We start from the raw sequence: 17,550 nt of genomic DNA on the forward strand, positions 1-17,550 counted from the left end.
CCAGAAAGACATTCCAAAATAACGCGCTGATCGATATGTAATTTGCTGTATTTTGTATATCGCGCCTCTAAGATGGGGAGCCCGGGTCGAAACCACGCCGCAGGCGACCGGCGGCTCGCGGCCCGCATGAGGCCCCTCGCCCTGTTCCCGCCCCGTTAGGAGAGTCTTACGGGTCCGACCCTAAGCCCTGGGGCACCTTATAGAACCTCGCCGCGCATGAGGCGCCGTCCATGGCCGTGATCGCCGCCTTCGTGATCAATGCGGGGCTCAACTTCGTCCTCGGGCTGCTGATCGCCCAATTGCTCGGGCCCGCCGATTTCGGCCGGTTCGCGCTGGCGACCACCGGGGCGATCGTGCTCAACACGGTGCTGTTCGAGTGGCTGCGGCTGTCGGCGACGCGGTTCTACTCGGGGCGCGTGCGGGTGGACGAGCCCTGGATCCGCCACGGGCTCGACCGGGCCTACCTGCGCATCGGCCTGGTGCTGCTCTGCGCCGCCGCCCTGTGCGGGGCGTTCGGCTTCGGCGGCGGCGCGCGTGGACGCGCGGCGGTCCTGTGCGGCACCGGCCTCGCCGCGCTCGGCATCGGGGTGTTCGACTACCACGCGGCCCTGGCCCGGGCCCGGTTCGACGGAAAGCTCTATCTCGGCCTCGTGGCGGTCAAGAACGTCTTGGCCTTCATCCTGATGGCGGCGGCCGCCTGGTGGCTGCCGCAGCCGGCCTGGGTGCTGGCGGCGGCAGGACTCAGCCAGCTCGCCGCCGTGGTGCTGCTGCGCCACCCCCTGCGCGATCCCAAGCACCCGTTCGAGCAGCCGCGCCTCGGCGCCACCTGGGGGGTCTTCGCCCGCTACGGCCTGCCGCTGATCGCCGCCAACACCGCCTACCAGTGCCTCGCCTTCGTGAACCGGGGTGCGATCGCCGGCCATGCCGGCTTCGCCGAGGCCGGCTATTTCGCGCTGGCCGCCGACGTCACCTCGCGCTCGATGATGACGCTCGGCACCGCGCTCGACCTGCTGCTGTTCCAGTTCGCCGTGCAGGCCGAGGAGCAGCACGGCCGCGCGGCGGCCGAGGCGCAGGTGGCCGAGAATGCCGGCACCGTGTTCGCCCTGCTGGCGCCCTGCGCGGTCGGCTTCTGGGCGGTGCTGCCGGCGCTCCAGGGGCTGGTGGTGCCCGATGCCTATCGCGGGCCGTTCGAGAGCTACAGCGTCGCGCTGATGCCCGGCCTGTTCTGCCTGTCGATGATGTTCTACGCTCTGAACCCGGTCTTCCAGATCCGCCGCCGGACCTTTCCGGTGATCGCCGCGGCCCTGGTCGGGCTCGCGGTCAACGGGGCCGGCCTGCTGCTCCTGCCCGACCGGATGGGCGGGATGGGCGTCGCCCTGGCCCAGACGCTGGGCCTCGCCGCCGCCGCACTCTGGCTCGGCTGGCGGGCGCTGACCGGCCCGGAGCGGATCGTGCTGCCCTGGGGCCAGATCGGCGCGGCGACCCTCGCCTGCGGGGCGATGGGCCTGGCGCTGGCGCCGTTCCGGCACCTGCCGCCCGCCGCCGCCCTGGCGGTCCTGGTCCCGGCCGGGGCGGTCCTGTACGGGGCGCTGGTCTGGATCTTCGACATCGCCGGGCTGCGCCGGCAGGTGGCGTCGCGCCTGCGCCCGGACCGGACCATCGCGGCTGGGTAGAACGCCTCGCCGGGCCCGCGACGCCGCCTCCGCTTGAATCCGCCGCGCGTTCCGGCGAAACCGGTTCTGGAACAAGTCCAAAAAGAACCGGGGCGGAGACGATGGGCGGCTACGAGCCCGGCAGCGAGGCGGAAGCGGAGGACATCGTGCGCGCGGCCGCCGGGCGCGGCGAGCGCCTGCGGCTCGCCGGAGGCGGCACCGCGTCGGGGCTCGGCCGGCCGGCGCAGGACAACGCGACGCTCTCGGCCCGGAAGCTCGCCGGCGTCACGCTCTACGAGCCCGCCGAGATGGTGGTGTCGGCGCGCGCGGGCACGCCGCTCGCGGAGGTCGAGGCCCTGCTGGCCTCCCGGGGCCAGATGCTGCCGTTCGAGCCGATGGACTTTCGCAAGCTCTACGGCACCGCCGGTGAGCCGACCCTGGGCGCGGTCGCCGCGACCAACAATGCCGGCCCCCGCCGGATCAACGCCGGGGCGGCCCGCGACAGCCTGATCGGCGTGCGCTTCGTCAACGGGCGCGGCGAGGCGATCAAGTCGGGCGGCCGGGTGATGAAGAACGTCACCGGGCTCGACCTCGTGAAGCTGATGGCCGGCGCCCACGGCACGCTCGGGCTGCTCACCGAGGTCACCTTCAAGGTGCTGCCGGCCTGCGAGCGCGTCGCCACCCTGGTGTTTCCCGGCCTCGACGATGCCCGCGCGGTCGCGGCCCTGGCGGCGGCCCTCGGCTCGCCGTTCGAACTCACCGGCGCGGCGCACCTGCCGGCCGGGATCGGCGGCACCGGGGCGCGGACGCTGATGCGCCTCGAAGGGTTCGCGGAGTCGATCGACTACCGGACCGGCGAGTTGCGCCGCCTGCTCAAGCGCTTCGGAACGCCCGAGCTGGTGGAGGGCGAGGCCGGCACCGCCCTGTGGCAGGCGGTGCGGGATGCCGCCCCGCTCGCCGAGCCTCGGGACACCGCCCTGTGGCGGATCTCGACCGCGCCCAGTCATGGCCCGGCCCTGGTGGCGGCGATCGCGGCCGAGCGCGGGGCACGCTGGTTCTACGATTGGGGCGGCGGCCTGATCTGGCTCGCCACGGAATCGGCCGGCGATGCCGGCACCGCCCTCGTGCGCGCGGCCGTGCGGGCCCAGGGCGGGCACGCGACGCTGGTGCGCGCCCCCGATGCGGTCCGGGCCGCGGTGCCGGTGTTCCAGCCCCTGGCGGAGCCGCTGATGCGGATCACCGCCGGGATCAAGACGGCGCACGATCCCGCCGGGGTGCTGAACCCGGGCCGGATGTACGCGGGCGTGTGAGTCCGGTCCCCTCCCCGCCCGGAGATGAGAGCAGCAGGAAGGCATCGTGCAGACCAATTTCAACCTCGCCCAGCTTGCCGATCCCGCCATGGCGGCGTCGGAAAAGATCCTGCGGACCTGCGTGCATTGCGGCTTCTGCACGGCGACCTGCCCGACCTACCTGCTGCTGGGCGACGAGCTCGATTCCCCGCGCGGCCGGATCTACCTGATCAAGGACATGCTGGAGGGCGGGAAACCCGCCTCGCAGGAGGTGGTCAAACACATCGACCGCTGCCTCTCCTGCCTGTCCTGCATGACCACCTGCCCGTCGGGGGTGCACTACATGCACCTCGTCGACCACGCCCGGGCGCATATCGAGACGACCTTCGCGCGCCCGACGGACGACCGGTTCCTGCGCGCGCTGCTGGCGCAGGTGCTGCCCTACCCGAACCGGTTCCGGCTGGCGCTGATCGCCGCCAAGCTCGGCGCGCCGTTCCGCGGGATCGTGGCGCGGCTGCCGCGGGTCGGCAACCGGCTCGCCGCGATGCTCGACCTCGCCCCGGCGCGGCTGCCCGGACGCGAGCCGACCAACCGCGTCGGACGTTTTTCCCCGGAGGACGGCCAAGCGACCAAGCGCGTCGCCCTGCTGCGCGGCTGCGCCCAGAGCGTCCTGCGGCCGGACTTCAACGCGGCGGCGATCCGGCTGCTCAACCGGCACGGCATCGAGGTGGTCCATGCCGCGGAGGGCTGCTGCGGGGCGCTGACCCACCACATGGGCAAGGAAGCCTCGTCCCACGCCCACGCCAAGCATACGATCGACGTCTGGGACGCGGAGATCGCCAAGGGCCTCGACGCGATCCTGGTCACGGCCTCGGGCTGCGGCACGACCATCAAGGATTACGGCTTTATGTTCCGCGACGACCCGGCCTATGCCGAGAAGGCGCAGCGGGTCTCGAGCCTCGCCAAGGACGTGACCGAGTACGTGGCGCAGCTCGATCTGGCGGCGACCGCGGAGAGCGACCTCGTGGTGGCCTACCACTCGGCCTGCTCGATGCAGCACGGCCAGGGCATCCGGACCGAGCCGAAGACGCTGCTCAAGCGCGCCGGCTTCACCGTGAAGGACGTGCCGGAGGGCCATATCTGCTGCGGCTCGGCCGGGACCTACAACATCCTGCAGCCCGAGCTCGCCGCCAAGCTGCGCGCCCGCAAGGTCGCCAACATCGAGCGCATCCGCCCCGACGTGATCGCCACCGGCAACATCGGCTGCGCCACGCAGATCGGCAAAGGCACCGGCATCCCGATCGTGCACACGGTGGAGCTGCTGGACTGGGCCACCGGCGGCCCAAGGCCCGCCGCGCTCGACGGCGTCACGCCGCGGCTGGAGGCGGCGGAGTAGGATTGCGGCCGGATGCGGGCGCCTGCCCTCCCCTGCTGCGGGCTATCGGATTCACGGAACGCGATCCGGATGGTTCTCGACTGCAAAAGAAATCTCTCCGAGACCAACACGCGCCTTCCCTCCCCCCTCTGCGGGGGAGGGAGACGCGTGCCAGGGTCCCGGCCGTTGCCCTCATTCCGTCAGCGATGGGCGAGGAGAGTGCGGCGTATCGAGCGTCCGCTGCCGGACCCAATGAAGAATCCCCCCGACGGAACCGAAGTGCCCCGCCCCACCGCCGTGACGATCCCGTGACATCGTCCCGCGCTTGACCCTTGCCAAATCCCCGTGGCCGTCTGTAATGATACTGACCCTTCTCCGGTCCCGCCGGCCGTCGTAACGGCTTGCGGACGCGGCCGAATTCCTTCGAGAAAACGGACGCGACGTCGCGGCGGGCCTGTTTGCCCGCCTGGCGGCGACGGGTGTTTTCCCGATCGGGCAGGTGTCGCACGACGCGGTGGAGCTTTTCCGCCGCATCCAGATTTCACGGCCGGTCCCATCCGGCCGAGATTGTTTCGCGAGGTCGGAACCAGGATGAACGGACGCACGGCTCAGCATGGCGCTGCGCGTGCCCCGGAGGCGCAGGATCTGCGTCGCACCGGCCCGTTCAGCCTACCGGCCAAGTTCAACCCCAGGCGCCCAGGGCGCCGAACGGCGGTTGACGGCAATTTCCCCTCGAACCCAGCCGCCTCGGCGACGAGGCCGGCTCCATGCGCGACCGTTCTGAGGTCGTGCGAGGCGCCGCCGGGACCACGGGCACGGAGAACGACGTCGGCCGCCATGCCGAGAGTCCGACATGGCCAACAAAATGCTGATCGACGCGATGCACCCGGAGGAGACCCGGGTCGTCACGGTCCACGGGTCTAGGGTCGAGGAGTTCGACTTCGAAGCCGCCAACCGGCGCCAGCTGCGCGGCAACATCTACCTCGCCAAGGTCACCCGGGTGGAGCCGTCGCTCCAGGCGGCCTTCGTCGAGTACGGCGGCAACCGCCACGGCTTCCTCGCCTTCAACGAGATCCACCCCGACTACTACCAGATCCCGCTGGCCGACCGGCAGGCGCTGCTGGAGGACGAGGCGCGCGACGCCGAGGAGCATCGCGAGCGCGAGGAGCGCCGTCGCCGTTCGCCCCGCCGCTCCCGCGGACGCCGCGCCGAGGCCCGCTCGCGCACCGACGAGACGGTGAGCGCCGAGGACGCGTCCGAGGCCCCGCTGGGCCTGGAGTCCCAGCAGGATTCGGAGTTCCAGCCGGCCGCCGATGTACCGCACGCGGACGCACCGCAGGGCGGGGATCACGCCGAGGCGCACGAGGCCGGGCCCGCCCCGGACGGGACGCCCGACACCCTCGCCGAGAACCCGGAAGCCGTGCAGGAGGCGATCACCTCCGAGACCGCCGCCGGGGACATTCCCGAGCCTTCCGCCGAAGCCGCGCCGACCGTCGAGGCTCACGCCGAAGCCGGCGAGCGGCAGACGGCCGACCATGACGACACGGTCGAGCCCGAGGCCGTGGTCGCCGTGGCCGAGGCCCTGACCGTCGCCGGCGCGCCGGCCGAGACGATCGCCGAGGATGCCGTCGAGGCGTCCGGCCGCGGCGCGTCCGCGACGGGCGAGGCCGACGACGAGGCCGAGCTTGACGCCGACCTGGAGGACGAGGAGTCCGAGGACGACGAAGACGATTCGGACGAGGACGACTCGGACGACGAGGACGAGGACGAGTCCGACGAGGAGTCGGATGAGGATTCCGACGACCCCGATGCCGAGCCCCGGATCGCGCAGGTCGGCGGCAACGGCGACGCGCTCGCGGAGATCCCCGAGCGGCCGCGCCATTACCGGCGCCACTACAAGATCCAGGAGGTGATCAAGCGCCGCCAGATCATCCTGGTGCAGGTGGTCAAGGAGGAGCGCGGCACGAAGGGTGCGGCGCTCACCACCTACCTGTCGCTCGCGGGCCGCTACTCGGTGCTGATGCCCAACACCGGCCGCGGTGGCGGCATCTCCCGGAAGATCACCTCGGCCGCCGACCGCAAGCGCCTTAAGGAGGTCGTGGCCGACCTGGAAGTGCCGGACGGCATGGGCGTGATCCTGCGCACCGCCGGCGCCTCGCGCTCCAAGCCCGAGATCGCCCGCGACTTCGAGTACCTGATGCGGTTGTGGGAGTCGGTCCGCGAATTGACCCTGACCTCGATGGCGCCGGCACTCGTCTACGAGGAGGGATCGCTGATCAAGCGGGCCATCCGCGACCTCTACAACAAGGACCTGGACGAGGTTCTGGTCTCCGGCGAGGAAGCCTACGCCGAGGCCAAGGACTTCATGCGGATGCTGATGCCCGGCCAGTCCAAGGTCGTGAAGCCCTACCGCGACCCGACGCCGATCTTCGCCCGCTACGGCGTCGAGCAGCAGCTCGACGCGATGTTCTCGACCCACGTCTCGCTGAAATCCGGCGGCTACCTGGTCATCAACCCGACCGAGGCGCTGGTCTCGATCGACGTGAACTCGGGCCGCTCGACCCGCGAGCACGACATCGAGGACACCGCGCTGCGGACGAACCTGGAGGCGGCCGAGGAGGTCGCCCGCCAGCTGCGCCTGCGCGACCTCGCGGGCCTGATCGTCATCGACTTCATCGACATGGAGGAGAAGCGCAACAACCGCGCGGTCGAGAAGAAGCTCAACGATTGCCTGAAAAACGACCGCGCCCGCATCCAGGTCGGCCGGATCTCGCCCTTCGGCCTGATGGAGATGAGCCGGCAGCGCATCCGCACCGGCGTGCTCGAATCGTCCTCGATCCCCTGCGTGCATTGCGGCGGCTCGGGCTACGTGCGGGCCACCGCTTCCGTGGCGCTGCACATCCTGCGCTCCATCGAGGAGGCGCTGCTCAAGTCGGCCTCCCACAACCTGATCCTGCGCACCAAGACCGAGGTGGCGCTGTACATCCTCAACCAGAAGCGCGGGCACCTGCGCGAGCTGGAAATCCGCTTCGGCGTCACGCTCACGATCGCGGCCGACGAGCGGCTGCCGGTGACCACCGCGTTCCAGCTCGACCGCGGCGAGCCGGCCCAGCGGGCGGAGGGTCCGGTGACGGGCGTGCGCGCGCAGGCGATCTCGCCCGCCATGGAGTTTGAGGACGAGGACGACGTCGAGGAGGCCGACCTGGCCGAGGCGGAGTCCGAAGGTGACGCGGAAGAGGTGCGGACCGAGGCGCGCGAGGACGGCGCCCGTGAGGATGAGACTCGCGACGAGGGCGACGGCCGCCGCCGCCGCCGTCGGCGCCGTCGGCGCGGCGGTCGCCAGGACGGCCGGTCCGAGGAGGGCCAGGCCGACGGCGAGCGTCAGGACTCCGACGACCCGGACGAGGAGCGCGGCACCGAGGACGCCCCCGAGTCCGACGAGCCCACCGAGACGCCGATCGCGGCGGTGGCCGCCGAGGGGGCCGAAGCCGACGAGACCGTCGCCGTCGCGGAGGAGTCCGCCCGGTCCGAGGAGGACGGCACGCGCCGCCGTCGCCGCGGACGCCGGGGCGGTCGTGGCCGCGCCGAGGGTCGCACCCGCGAGGGCGGCGACGCGGAAGGTTCCGCGGAGGGGGATGCCGATGCGGTCGCCCTGTCGGCCGAGGAGCCGGTGAGCGCCGAGGCGGTGGCCGAGGCGGTCGAGGCCGCGCCGTCCCCCGTCCACGACGAGGTCGCCGTCGAGTTGCCGGTCGCGGCCGCTCCGGAGTCCGCGGAACGGTTCGAGAGGCAGGCTGCGGAGCGGTTCGAGACGCAGGCCGCGGAGGCCCCGCCCGAGGCGGCGCCGACGGAGGCCGCCCCGCCGCCCGAGCCGGTTGCTGTGGTGCTGACCCAGCCCAGCGATCCGGACCGGCCCAAGCGCGCAGGCTGGTGGTCCCGCACCAAGGCCGCCCTGACCGGCGAGTGAGATGCGACGGCACCCCCGGACGGTTGTCGTCCGGGGGTGCCGACAGGGGATCGCGGCTTCGTCCAATTCCAATAAGGGACGGTTATCCTTCACCTTCGGTTGAAGGTTCCATGCGAATATGGCTCCCGAATCGACGTTCGCAGGAGCCCCCGCATGTTGAGTTTGCGCCGCAAGCGCCCGGCCCCGGAGCTGGCCGGGACCGCGGTGACGGCCGACGCCCAGACGTCCGCGCCCGTTGCAACGACCGTCCTGGACATCGTCCCGCAGGCTGCAGCGCCCGACCGCGAATTGATGGCGCTCCTGGCGCGCCTGTCGGCTGCGGCCTCGGATGCCGGCACCTCGATCGGCTGGATGACGCACGACGCCTCCGGCACCGCCGAGCAGGCCCGGCTGATCGCCGCCGCCAGCGAGGAACTGGCCGCCAGCACCAGCGAGATCGCGGCCCGCTCCTCCTCGGCGGCCGAGACCGCCGAGACCGCCCGCGCCGGCATCGCCACCTGCGTCGACGACCTTCAGCGCGCCAGCGACGGCATGCGCGGGATCGAGCAGGGCACCGACGAGATCGGCAGCCGGCTCGACAGCTTCTCGGCCGCCGCCCTGCGGATCGAGGAGATGGCCGGCACCATCGCGGCGATCTCGGCCCAGACCAACCTGCTGGCCCTCAACGCCACCATCGAGGCCGCCCGGGCCGGTGAGGCCGGCCGGGGCTTCGCGGTCGTCGCGGCGGAAGTGAAGATGCTCTCCGCGCAGACCGCGAAGGCGACGGACGAGATCCGCGCCCGGCTCGGCGGTCTCCGCGAGGAGATGGCGGCGATGCAGGCGGCGGTCACGCGCAGCCGCAGCGCCGTCGAGACCGGCGCCGCCGCCATGGTGCGGGCCAACGTCCGGGTCGAGGCGGAGAGCGGCGCCGTCGCCACGGTGGCGGCCCAGATGCGCGAGGCCTCCGAGATCATGGGCCAGCAGATCCAGGCCACCGGCGAGATCGCCCGGAGCGTCGGCCGGATCGCGGAGGGCACCGACAAGGGCCGCCGGGAGATCGGCGACGCGCTGGGCCAGCTCGACCGGATCGAGGATCTCGGCCGCACCCTGCTCGACCGGCAGGCCGGGAGCGACGCGGCGATGCGGCTCGCCCGCATCCCGGCCGATTGCGCGGCCTGGCGCCGGGCCATGGCGGCGACCCTGGTGGGGATGCGCCCGGCCGACACGCCGCCGGTCGGCATCCCGGCCGATCCGGCCCGACCGGCCGCCGTGGAATCGGCCCTCACCCGGGCGCGGGAACTCGCCGCGGCCTTGGGCCGCCACGTGCGGGCCCAGGCCTGGGACCAGGCCACCACGGCCTTCACCGGGTTCGAGGCGGCCCTGGTCGAAGCGAAGACGGCGGCCGAGGCTTGAGCCGGGTCAGGCCGAGACCAGCCCGTCGAGGCGCATGCGGGTGATCAGGGCGACCTCCTCGAGGGCGGTCGCCTCCTCGGCGGCCGGTTCCCGGGACAGGCGCGCCTCGAACGCGGCGAGGATTTCGGCCCGCCCGCGCCCGCGCACCGCGATGATGAACGGGAAGCCGAACCGGGCGCGATAGGCCGCGTTCAGGCGATCGAAGGCCGCGCCTTCCTCCGCGTCGATGCGGTCGAGGCCGGCGCTGCCCTGCTCGCGCGTCGAATCCGCCGTCAGGCTGCGGGCCCGGGCCTCCGGGCCGGCCAGCTCCGGATGGTTGTTGAGGAAGGCGCGGCGGCGCTCCGGTGGCGCGGTGCGCACCGCCTGCATCATCGCGTCGTGCAGGGCGGCGAGGCTCGCGAAGGGCCGGTGCGGCCAGGCGGCCTGCGCCACCCAGGGCGCGTGCTCGAACACGCCGCCGAGCAGCGTCACGAAGGCCTTTTCGTCCAACCGGTTGATCGCCGACAGATCGGGCATGACGCTTCAGCTGCCGCGGTAGGTGGTGAAGCTCGCCGGCGCGCACAGCATCGGCACATGGTAGTGCTGCCCGGCATCGAAGATCGCGAAGCGCACCACCGGGTCGTCGATGAAGACGTCGCCCGGGTCAGTGCCCGGACGGTCCCGGAAGTAATCCGCGACGTGGAACGCCAGCTCGTACTGCCCGGTCCGGGCTTCGCCGGCCGGCAGGATCGGCGCGTCGGTGCGCCCATCCGCGTTGGTGACGACGCTCTTCACCAGCCGCCACGTCCCGTCCTCCAGGACCGAGAAGTCGATCCGGACGCCCGCGGCGGGGCGGCCGCGGTCGGTATCGAGGACATGCGTCGAGATGCCGGCCATGGATGCGGGTCCCGTGAGATTGGGCTCAGCTGCCCCGATAGTAGGAATAGCCCCAGGGCGTGAACAGCACCGGCAGGTGGTAGCGCTGGCGCGCGTCGCGGACCTGGAAGCGGATCGGCACGAGGCTCAGGAAGTTCGGGCTCGGCAGGGTCGCCCCGAGGGCCGCGAAATACGCCCCGACATGCAGCACCAGTTCGTAGCGGCCGGCCTTCAGCGCGTCGTCGACGAGGAGGGGTTCGGCCGGCCTGCCGTTGGCCGCGGTGGTGACCGTCTTGATCGGCCGGTAGACGTCGCCCTCGCGGATCGACAGGTCGCAGACCAGGCCGGCCGCCGGGGTCCCGTGGGCGTTGTCGAGCGCGTGCAGGGTCAGCCGCGGTCCGAGCCCGGCCTGCGAGGTCGGGGCCACGGTCAGCGCCCCGGGCCGCCCCCCGCCGCTCGCGGGGGCCGGCCCAGCCTGGGATCCGCCCGCGGCGGCGGCCATGGCCGCGCCGCCGAGGCCGAGTTCGGCGAAGGCCCGGCGGGTTACGGCGCTCACGCGCAGCTCCGGGCATCGCTCTGGGTCCGACGCCCTGGAACAGCGAGACACTTCGTCCGCGAAGCACGGCAAGGCCGGTCTGGCAGATTACCCGGGTCCATTTCCGTCCCCTCGACATCGCCGGTCGCCGCTGAGGGCCGTCGCGGCGACCTGTCGCAAAGCCTGCGCCATCTGGCAAAGCCACGCCAGCCGTCGAAGGGCTCAGGACGACGGCGGATCGGTCCGCGGAGGCACCGGTGCCGCCTCGGCCTACTTGCGACTGCGTTCCTTGCGCAGTTCCCGCTCCGCCAGCAGCCAGAACTCGATCTCGAAGCCTTCCGGCCGGTGGTTGCGCTCCCACAACTCGTAGGCGCGCTCCCGGATCTGCTCGAACGGGATCGCGTCCGGCGCAGATTTGTCCTCGATCCGTGAGGGGGGTGGCCGCGGCCCGCTCTCCGGGATCGCCGGCTCCGGGGCAGCGGGTTCCGGAATAGACCGTGCGTCGCGACCGGATTCGGACGAGTCGCCCTTCATCACGAGGCCGGCTTGTCGAGATAGGCGGCGACGCTGGTGATCCGGCTCCCCACCATGGTCACGGCTTTGCGCAGCCGCTCCTCGCTGACACCGAAGCGCTGCGCCCATTCTTCGCGCATGACCCGGTCGAAGATGTCGATATGCGTCTTGCCTCTGAATTCGGTGGACATGGTTCGCACGCTCTGGATTGCCGCCCAGCCGCGCAGGGCCGAGCCATCTGGAGAGACAACCGGACTCCGCGGGATCGGTTGCCAGGCCTCGTCCGATCGGCGGCGGCCTGTGGATGGCGGAACGCGCGGTCGTCAGAGGCCGCTGGAACGCCGCGCTCCATCCCGGCCGGCCTCGGCCGGGCGGTCGGGCCCGACCGCCACCGCCTCGCAGGCGAAGGGCGACGGCGGCGCCTCGACGCCGCGCCAGCGGGCATAGGCCCAGGGGCGGTACCAGACGCCCCCGCCCGGCAGCCGCTCCGGCACGAGATCGATGCCGTGGGTACCGAACGGGCCACAGCGGCAGATCCGTGCGAATCCCATCCAGGCGCCCGGCCAGAGGCCGTGCCGGGCGATGGCCTGGTCGGCGTATTCGGAGCAGCTCGGCCAGTGGCGGCACTGGCGGCCGATCAAGCCCGACAGGGTCAGCTGGTAGGTGCGAATCGCCCAATGCGCGGCGCGGCGGACCATCGGGGCCTACGCGGCGGCCGTCGCCGCTGTAGCCGGCTTTCCGGTGGCTTGTTCTCCGCCGGATTGGCGCTTGGCGGCGATCTGGTCGAGGGCGTCGACCACCGCGTCGAAGGTCAGCAGGGTCGAGGCATGGCGCGCCTTGAACTCCCGCACCGGCTCCAGGACCGCGAGGTCCGCCCAGGCCCCGTCGGGCGCGGGACCGTTGGCCTTGAGCATCGCCCGCATGGCCTCGCGGACGCCGCGCAGCTCGTCCTCGGTGGCGCCGACCACGTGGCGGCCCATCAGCGACGAGGAGGCCTGCCCGAGGGCGCAGGCCCGGACCTCCTGAGCGAAGTCGGCCACGCGGCCGTCCGCGCCGAGTACGAGGTCGATCGTCACCGTCGAGCCGCACAAACGGGAATGCGCGGTGGCGCTGGCATCGGGCCGCTCCAGGCGTCCCAGATGCGGGATGTCGGCGGCCAGTTCGAGGATACGGCGGTTGTAGATGTCGTCGAGCATCGGGGCCTCGGGCGGGTGCGTCATCCGATCGGGCTATTGCCCATCGGGATTCTGCCGCGCGACCCGTGCATTGCGTGTTGCCGCGCGAACAATGATATAGGCCCCCGACGGTCGCTTCGCGAGGAGGCGGTTCGTCGACCAGGGTCGCGCCCACGGCCAAGGTAGTTCCCACGGCTCTAGTCCAACCGGGGCGCCGGCTCGAACTTGTTTCGAGCCCGGGATCTCCCTCACAGGCCCGACGCGATCCGACGATGTATGCCAAGCCTGACAGCACCACGATGAAGTCCCGTGTGGCGCGGGCCGGAGATGCCATGGATGCCGCGCTTAAATCATTGTCCTATCGAGGCGAAGGACAGGGTCCGGACCGGGGCGGCATCGATGGGCGGGATCTGGGACAGAGTCTGACCGGCATGCGCAACGACAACCGACCGGTCGATGACGGCCGCCCCGCAGCGGTCGAGGTCGCGCCGGAGCCCGCCTCCGCCACCCGCGTGCCCGAGGGGATCGAGACCGGCCGCCCGAGCCGTGCCGAGGCCGAGGCCGCGGTGCGCACGCTCCTGCGCTGGGCCGGCGACGATCCGACCCGCGAGGGCCTGCGCGATACGCCGGCCCGGGTCACCAAGGCCTTCGGGCAGCTGTTCGGCGGCTACGAGATGGACGCCGAGGCCCTGCTGGCCCGCGTCTTCGAGGAGGTCGAGGGCTATTCGGATATCGTGCTGGTGCGCGACATCCCGTTCTACTCCCATTGCGAGCACCACATGGTGCCGTTCATGGGGCTCGCCCACATCGCCTATTACCCGACCCGCGGGGTCGTCGGGCTCTCGAAGCTCGCCCGCGTGGTCGACACCTTCGCGCGCCGCCTGCAGACGCAGGAGACCATGACCGCGCAGGTCGCCGACGTGATCGAGAGCATCCTCAAGCCCCGGGGCGTCGCCGTGATGGTGGAGGCCGAGCACCTCTGCATGGCGATGCGCGGCGTGCAGAAGGCCGGCGTCTCGACGATCACCAGCCAGTTCCGCGGCGTCTTCAAGGACGACGCCAGCGAGCAGGTGCGCTTCCTCACCCTGGTGCGCGGCGGCACCAAGTAACCGCAGGCCGGATGCCCCGATCGGGCGGCCATCGTCACGCGGCCTTCATCGATCGGGCTACACCCCATAGCGTCGATTCAAGCTCCACCGGACTCGCTTCTGCCGCCATGACCGCAAGCGATAGCGCTTTCGATCCCCCCGGCACCCGGGCCGAGGTCGAGGAAGGCACGGGCCTGACCCCGCGCTTCGACCGGGACGGCCTGGTCGCCTGCATCGCGGTCGACGCCCATGACGGGCGCGTGCTGATGCTCGCCCACATGAACGCCGAATCCCTGGCCCGGACCATCGCCACCGGGGAAGCCTGGTACTGGTCGCGGTCCCGGCAGGAACTCTGGCACAAGGGCGCGACCAGCGGGCAGATCCAGCGCGTCGTCGAGATGCGGGTCGATTGCGACCAGGACGCGCTGCTGATCCGCGTGGAGGTCGGCGGCGACGGCGGCTGCTGCCACACCGGCCGCCGGGCCTGCTTCTACCGCCGCGTCGTCCGCGGGCCGGACGGCGCCGTCACCCTGGAGGCCGCCGGGACATGAGCGCGTCCCTTGCCTTGCAGTGGCAAGAATGTCCGGCCGTCCCCTATTTCCTCCCCGGCACCGTCGAGCCGATCCGGCCCCTGCCGAGCGCCGGCCCCCGCATCGGCCTGGCGCTGGGCGGCGGCTCGGCCCGGGGCTGGGCCCATATCGGGGTGATCCGCGCCCTCGAGGAAGGCGGCATCCATCCCACCGTGGTGGCCGGCTGCTCGATCGGGGCGGTGGTCGGCGCCTGCTACGCCGCGGGGCGCCTCGACCGGCTGGAGACCTTCGCGCGGGAACTGACCCGGCACCGGGTGGTCCGGCTGATCGACCCGCGCTTTCCCGGTTCCGGGCTGATCGCCGGCAACCGCCTCCGTCGGCGCCTGTTCGCCGATCTCGGCACGCGCCGGATCGAGAGCCTGCCGATCCGCTTCGGCTGCGTCGCCACCGAGTTCGGCAGCGGCCTGGAGGTGAGCCTGACCGAGGGCCCGACCGTGGAGGCGGTGCGCGCCTCCTACGCCATCCCCGGCCTGTTCCCGCCCGTGACCCATGAGGGGCGCGTCCTGATGGACGGGACCCTGGTCAACCCCGTGCCGGTGGCGCTCGCCCGCGCGCTCGGGGCCGACCTCGTGATCTGCGTGAACCTCAACGGCGATACCGGCGGCCCGGTGGTGCACGAGGTGCCGGCGCCGGCCGCGCGCCGGAGCTTCCTCCAGCTGATCCGCGCGCGCCTGCCGGGCTTCGAGCCCCAGGAGGCCGAGATCCCGGTCCCGGGCATCGCCCGGGTGGTGCTCGGCGCGTTCAACATCACCCAGGACCGGATCTCCCGGGCGCGGCTGGAGCGCGACCCGCCGGACGTGGCCATCGGCCCGGATGTCGCGGCCTTCGGCCTGTTCGACTTCCACAAGGCCGCCGAGGGGATCGACATCGGCTACCGGGCGGCCCGGGCGGCCCTGCCCCGGATTCGCGCCGTCGTGAGCGGCGCCGCCGCGCGCGCCTAGCGTGCCCGCGACAGGCTGCGTCGCGCCCGAGGATCGTCACGCGGTTGTAACGAGCGGTTGCGATGGGCCCTCATCGACCTAGAGGGCTTCCAATGTATACGAGCCGCCGCCAGATCCTTCTGTCCGGAGGCGCGAGCCTCGTCGGGATCGCCACCGGCTTGGCCCGCCCCGGCCTGAGCCGGGCCGCCGACCGGCCGCTCCTCAGCCACGGCCTCCAGTCCGGCGATGTCGGCACCGATTCGGCGGTGGTCTGGGCCCGCTCCGACCGTCCGGCCCGGGCGATGATCGAGTGGGCGACCACCGAGAGCTTCTCCGAGATCCGCGGCGGGGTCTTCGCGGACGCGCTGCCCGAGAGCGATGGCACCGTGAAGGTGGCGCTGACCGGGCTGCCGCCGGGGCAGGACGTGTTCTACCGGGTCCGGCTGCAGGACGTCGCCGCGCCGACCATCGTCGGGCCTGCGCAGGTCGGGCGGTTCCGCACCGCGCCGGCGGACAAGCGCTCGGTCTCGTTCTGCTGGTCGGGCGACACGGTCGGCCAGGGCTGGGGCATCGACGAGGCCCGCGGCGGCATGACGATCTACTCCGCGATCCTCAAGAACCGCCCGGACTTCTTCATCCATTCCGGCGACACGATCTATGCCGACGGGCCGATCCAGGCCGAGGTGAAGCTCCCGGACGGCAGCCTCTGGCGCAACCGCGTCACCGAGGAGGTCTCGAAGCCCGCCGAGACGCTCGCCGAGTTCCGCGGCCGCCACAAGTACAACCTCACCGACCGGAACGTGCTCGCGATGAACGCCGCCGTGCCGATCCTGGCGCAGTGGGACGACCACGAGGTCACCAACAACTGGTGGCCGGGCGAGCCGCTGACCCGGGCCGAGCACCTCAAGAAGAAGTACACCGACCCGAACGTGCTCGCGATGCAGCTGCGCGCGGCGCGCGCCTTCCACGAATACATGCCGATGCGCTTCGAGCCGGCCGAGCCCGGCCGGGTCTACCGCAAGATCGCCTACGGCCCGCTGGTGGACGTGTTCATGCTCGACATGCGCTCCTACCGGGGCCCGAACGGCGAGAACCGGCAGACGGAATACGGCCCGGACGCGCACTTCCTCGGGCCGCAGCAGATCGCGTGGCTGAAGCGCGCGCTCACGGAGTCCCGCGCGACCTGGAAGGTGATCGCCGCCGACATGCCGCTCGGCCTCGTGGTGACCTACGATGTCGACCGCAATTTCGGCTCGGAGGCGGTGGCGCAGGGCGATGGACCGCCGCTCGGGCGCGAGCTGGAGATCGCCGACCTGCTGCGCTTCATCAAGCAGGCCAAGATCCGCAACACCGTCTGGCTGACCGCGGACGTGCACTACACGGCCGCCCACTACTACGACCCCAACAAGGCGCAGTTCCAGGATTTCGACCCGTTCTGGGAGTTCGTCTCGGGCCCGCTCCACGCCGGCACGTTCGGCCCCAACGCATTGGACAACACGTTCGGCCCGCAGCTGCGCTACGTGAAGGCGCCCGACAAGGGCCAGGTGAACCTGTCACCGGCCGCCGGCTACCAGTTCTTCGGCCACGTCGCGGTGGACGGCGACACCGAGCAGATGACCGTGACCCTCAAGGACGCGGCCGACACCGACCTCTGGCACGTCACCCTCGACCCCGCGAAGGCATAGGCGACCCCGGCCGGACTCCGCGTCCGGCCGGCGCGCGATCTCACGCCATGGTGATGTAGTCGCGCAGGGCCTGGTGCTCGGCCTCGACCGTGGCGATGCGGCGCGCCACCACGTCGCCGATCGAGATCAGGCCGACGAGGCGGCCGTCCTCGCAGACGGGGACGTGGCGGAACCGCCCTTGCGTCATCAGGCCCATCACCTCCTCGAGGGTGGTGCTTCGGCCGCAGGTGGTGACGTCGGCGGTCATGTGGTCCGAGACCGGCGCATCGAAGGTCGCGCCGCCGTGGCGGGCGAGCGCCCGCATGATGTCCCGCTCCGAGATGATCCCGGCCACCGCCCCGTCGGCATGGGCGACCACCAGCGCGCCGATCCGCTTGTCGGCGAGGATCTGGATCACGTCCTCGAGGGTCTTGTCGGGGCTCACGGTGACGACGGAGCTGCCCTTCTCGGCGAGGATGCGTGCGACGGTCATGGCTCTCTCCCTGTGACGCGGTGCGTGCGCCGTCAGCCGCGGCGC

The 17,550-nt window shown here is 71.9% G+C and carries 17 protein-coding genes; 9 read left to right on the forward strand and 8 right to left on the reverse strand.

The window, feature by feature from the left end; genetic code table 11:
• Positions 1 to 230 precede the first annotated feature (230 nt).
• The 5 genes from FV233_RS08760 to FV233_RS08780 all read left to right on the forward strand — a co-directional run bounded on the left by FV233_RS08760 (position 231) and on the right by FV233_RS08780 (position 9,672).
• Entirely contained in the window at positions 231 to 1,673 is a 1,443-nt protein-coding gene (locus tag FV233_RS08760; RefSeq protein WP_147897253.1) for a polysaccharide biosynthesis C-terminal domain-containing protein, read from the forward strand.
• Between the two features lie 101 nt (positions 1,674 to 1,774).
• Complete coding sequence (locus tag FV233_RS08765) at positions 1,775 to 2,962, forward strand: FAD-binding protein (protein WP_147897254.1); 1,188 nt, start codon at positions 1,775 to 1,777, stop codon at positions 2,960 to 2,962.
• Positions 2,963 to 3,008: 46 nt separating this feature from the next.
• On the forward strand, positions 3,009 to 4,337 hold the full coding sequence (glcF, locus tag FV233_RS08770) for a glycolate oxidase subunit GlcF (protein ID WP_147897255.1): 1,329 nt from the start codon (positions 3,009 to 3,011) through the stop codon (positions 4,335 to 4,337).
• An 832-nt stretch (positions 4,338 to 5,169) separates the two neighbouring features.
• Positions 5,170 to 8,280, forward strand: a complete 3,111-nt coding sequence (locus tag FV233_RS08775; RefSeq protein ID WP_147897256.1) for a ribonuclease E/G — start codon at positions 5,170 to 5,172, stop codon at positions 8,278 to 8,280.
• A gap of 153 nt (positions 8,281 to 8,433) precedes the next feature.
• A complete protein-coding gene (locus FV233_RS08780; RefSeq protein ID WP_147897257.1) occupies positions 8,434 to 9,672 on the forward strand; it encodes a methyl-accepting chemotaxis protein in 1,239 nt (412 codons plus the stop codon).
• Between the two features lie 6 nt (positions 9,673 to 9,678).
• Here FV233_RS08780 and uraD read toward each other — a convergent pair whose 3' ends face one another.
• From uraD to FV233_RS08815, 7 genes are all read right to left on the reverse strand, one after another.
• Positions 9,679 to 10,188 (reverse strand): 2-oxo-4-hydroxy-4-carboxy-5-ureidoimidazoline decarboxylase, encoded by a 510-nt coding sequence (gene uraD, locus FV233_RS08785; RefSeq protein WP_147857695.1) that lies wholly within the window; start codon positions 10,186 to 10,188, stop codon positions 9,679 to 9,681.
• A 6-nt stretch (positions 10,189 to 10,194) separates the two neighbouring features.
• The gene (uraH, locus tag FV233_RS08790) at positions 10,195 to 10,548 is read right to left on the reverse strand and encodes a hydroxyisourate hydrolase (protein ID WP_147857696.1); all 354 of its coding nucleotides are present in this window, start codon (positions 10,546 to 10,548) and stop codon (positions 10,195 to 10,197) included.
• A gap of 25 nt (positions 10,549 to 10,573) precedes the next feature.
• Complete coding sequence (gene uraH / locus FV233_RS08795; protein WP_238262055.1) at positions 10,574 to 11,083, reverse strand: hydroxyisourate hydrolase; 510 nt, start codon at positions 11,081 to 11,083, stop codon at positions 10,574 to 10,576.
• A gap of 249 nt (positions 11,084 to 11,332) precedes the next feature.
• Complete coding sequence (locus tag FV233_RS08800) at positions 11,333 to 11,488, reverse strand: DUF2934 domain-containing protein (RefSeq protein WP_147857856.1); 156 nt, start codon at positions 11,486 to 11,488, stop codon at positions 11,333 to 11,335.
• Between the two features lie 107 nt (positions 11,489 to 11,595).
• Positions 11,596 to 11,766, reverse strand: a complete 171-nt coding sequence (locus FV233_RS08805) for a DUF3606 domain-containing protein (RefSeq protein WP_147857855.1) — start codon at positions 11,764 to 11,766, stop codon at positions 11,596 to 11,598.
• 132 nt (positions 11,767 to 11,898) lie between these two features.
• Entirely contained in the window at positions 11,899 to 12,273 is a 375-nt protein-coding gene (gene yidD, locus FV233_RS08810) for a membrane protein insertion efficiency factor YidD (protein ID WP_147897258.1), read from the reverse strand.
• A 6-nt stretch (positions 12,274 to 12,279) separates the two neighbouring features.
• Positions 12,280 to 12,771, reverse strand: coding sequence for an iron-sulfur cluster assembly scaffold protein (locus FV233_RS08815; RefSeq protein ID WP_147856872.1), 492 nt, complete (start codon positions 12,769 to 12,771; stop codon positions 12,280 to 12,282).
• A 251-nt stretch (positions 12,772 to 13,022) separates the two neighbouring features.
• Between FV233_RS08815 and folE the strand changes: the two genes are divergently transcribed.
• The 4 genes from folE (at position 13,023) to FV233_RS08835 (ending at position 17,033) form a co-directional block, all read left to right on the forward strand.
• Entirely contained in the window at positions 13,023 to 13,859 is an 837-nt protein-coding gene (gene folE, locus FV233_RS08820; RefSeq protein ID WP_147856869.1) for a GTP cyclohydrolase I FolE, read from the forward strand.
• 107 nt (positions 13,860 to 13,966) lie between these two features.
• Complete coding sequence (hisI, locus tag FV233_RS08825; RefSeq protein WP_147897259.1) at positions 13,967 to 14,389, forward strand: phosphoribosyl-AMP cyclohydrolase; 423 nt, start codon at positions 13,967 to 13,969, stop codon at positions 14,387 to 14,389.
• A complete protein-coding gene (locus FV233_RS08830; protein WP_147856871.1) occupies positions 14,386 to 15,369 on the forward strand; it encodes a patatin-like phospholipase family protein in 984 nt (327 codons plus the stop codon). Before hisI ends, FV233_RS08830 begins: the two co-directional genes overlap by 4 nt.
• Positions 15,370 to 15,461: 92 nt before the next feature.
• Complete coding sequence (locus tag FV233_RS08835; protein ID WP_147897260.1) at positions 15,462 to 17,033, forward strand: alkaline phosphatase D family protein; 1,572 nt, start codon at positions 15,462 to 15,464, stop codon at positions 17,031 to 17,033.
• A 40-nt stretch (positions 17,034 to 17,073) separates the two neighbouring features.
• Here the strand turns inward: FV233_RS08835 and FV233_RS08840 are convergent, their stop codons facing one another.
• Entirely contained in the window at positions 17,074 to 17,505 is a 432-nt protein-coding gene (locus tag FV233_RS08840) for a CBS domain-containing protein (protein WP_147852854.1), read from the reverse strand.
• Positions 17,506 to 17,550 lie beyond the last annotated feature (45 nt).

The organism is Methylobacterium sp. WL7 (genome assembly GCF_008040085.1).
Lineage (GTDB): Bacteria > Pseudomonadota > Alphaproteobacteria > Rhizobiales > Beijerinckiaceae > Methylobacterium > Methylobacterium mesophilicum.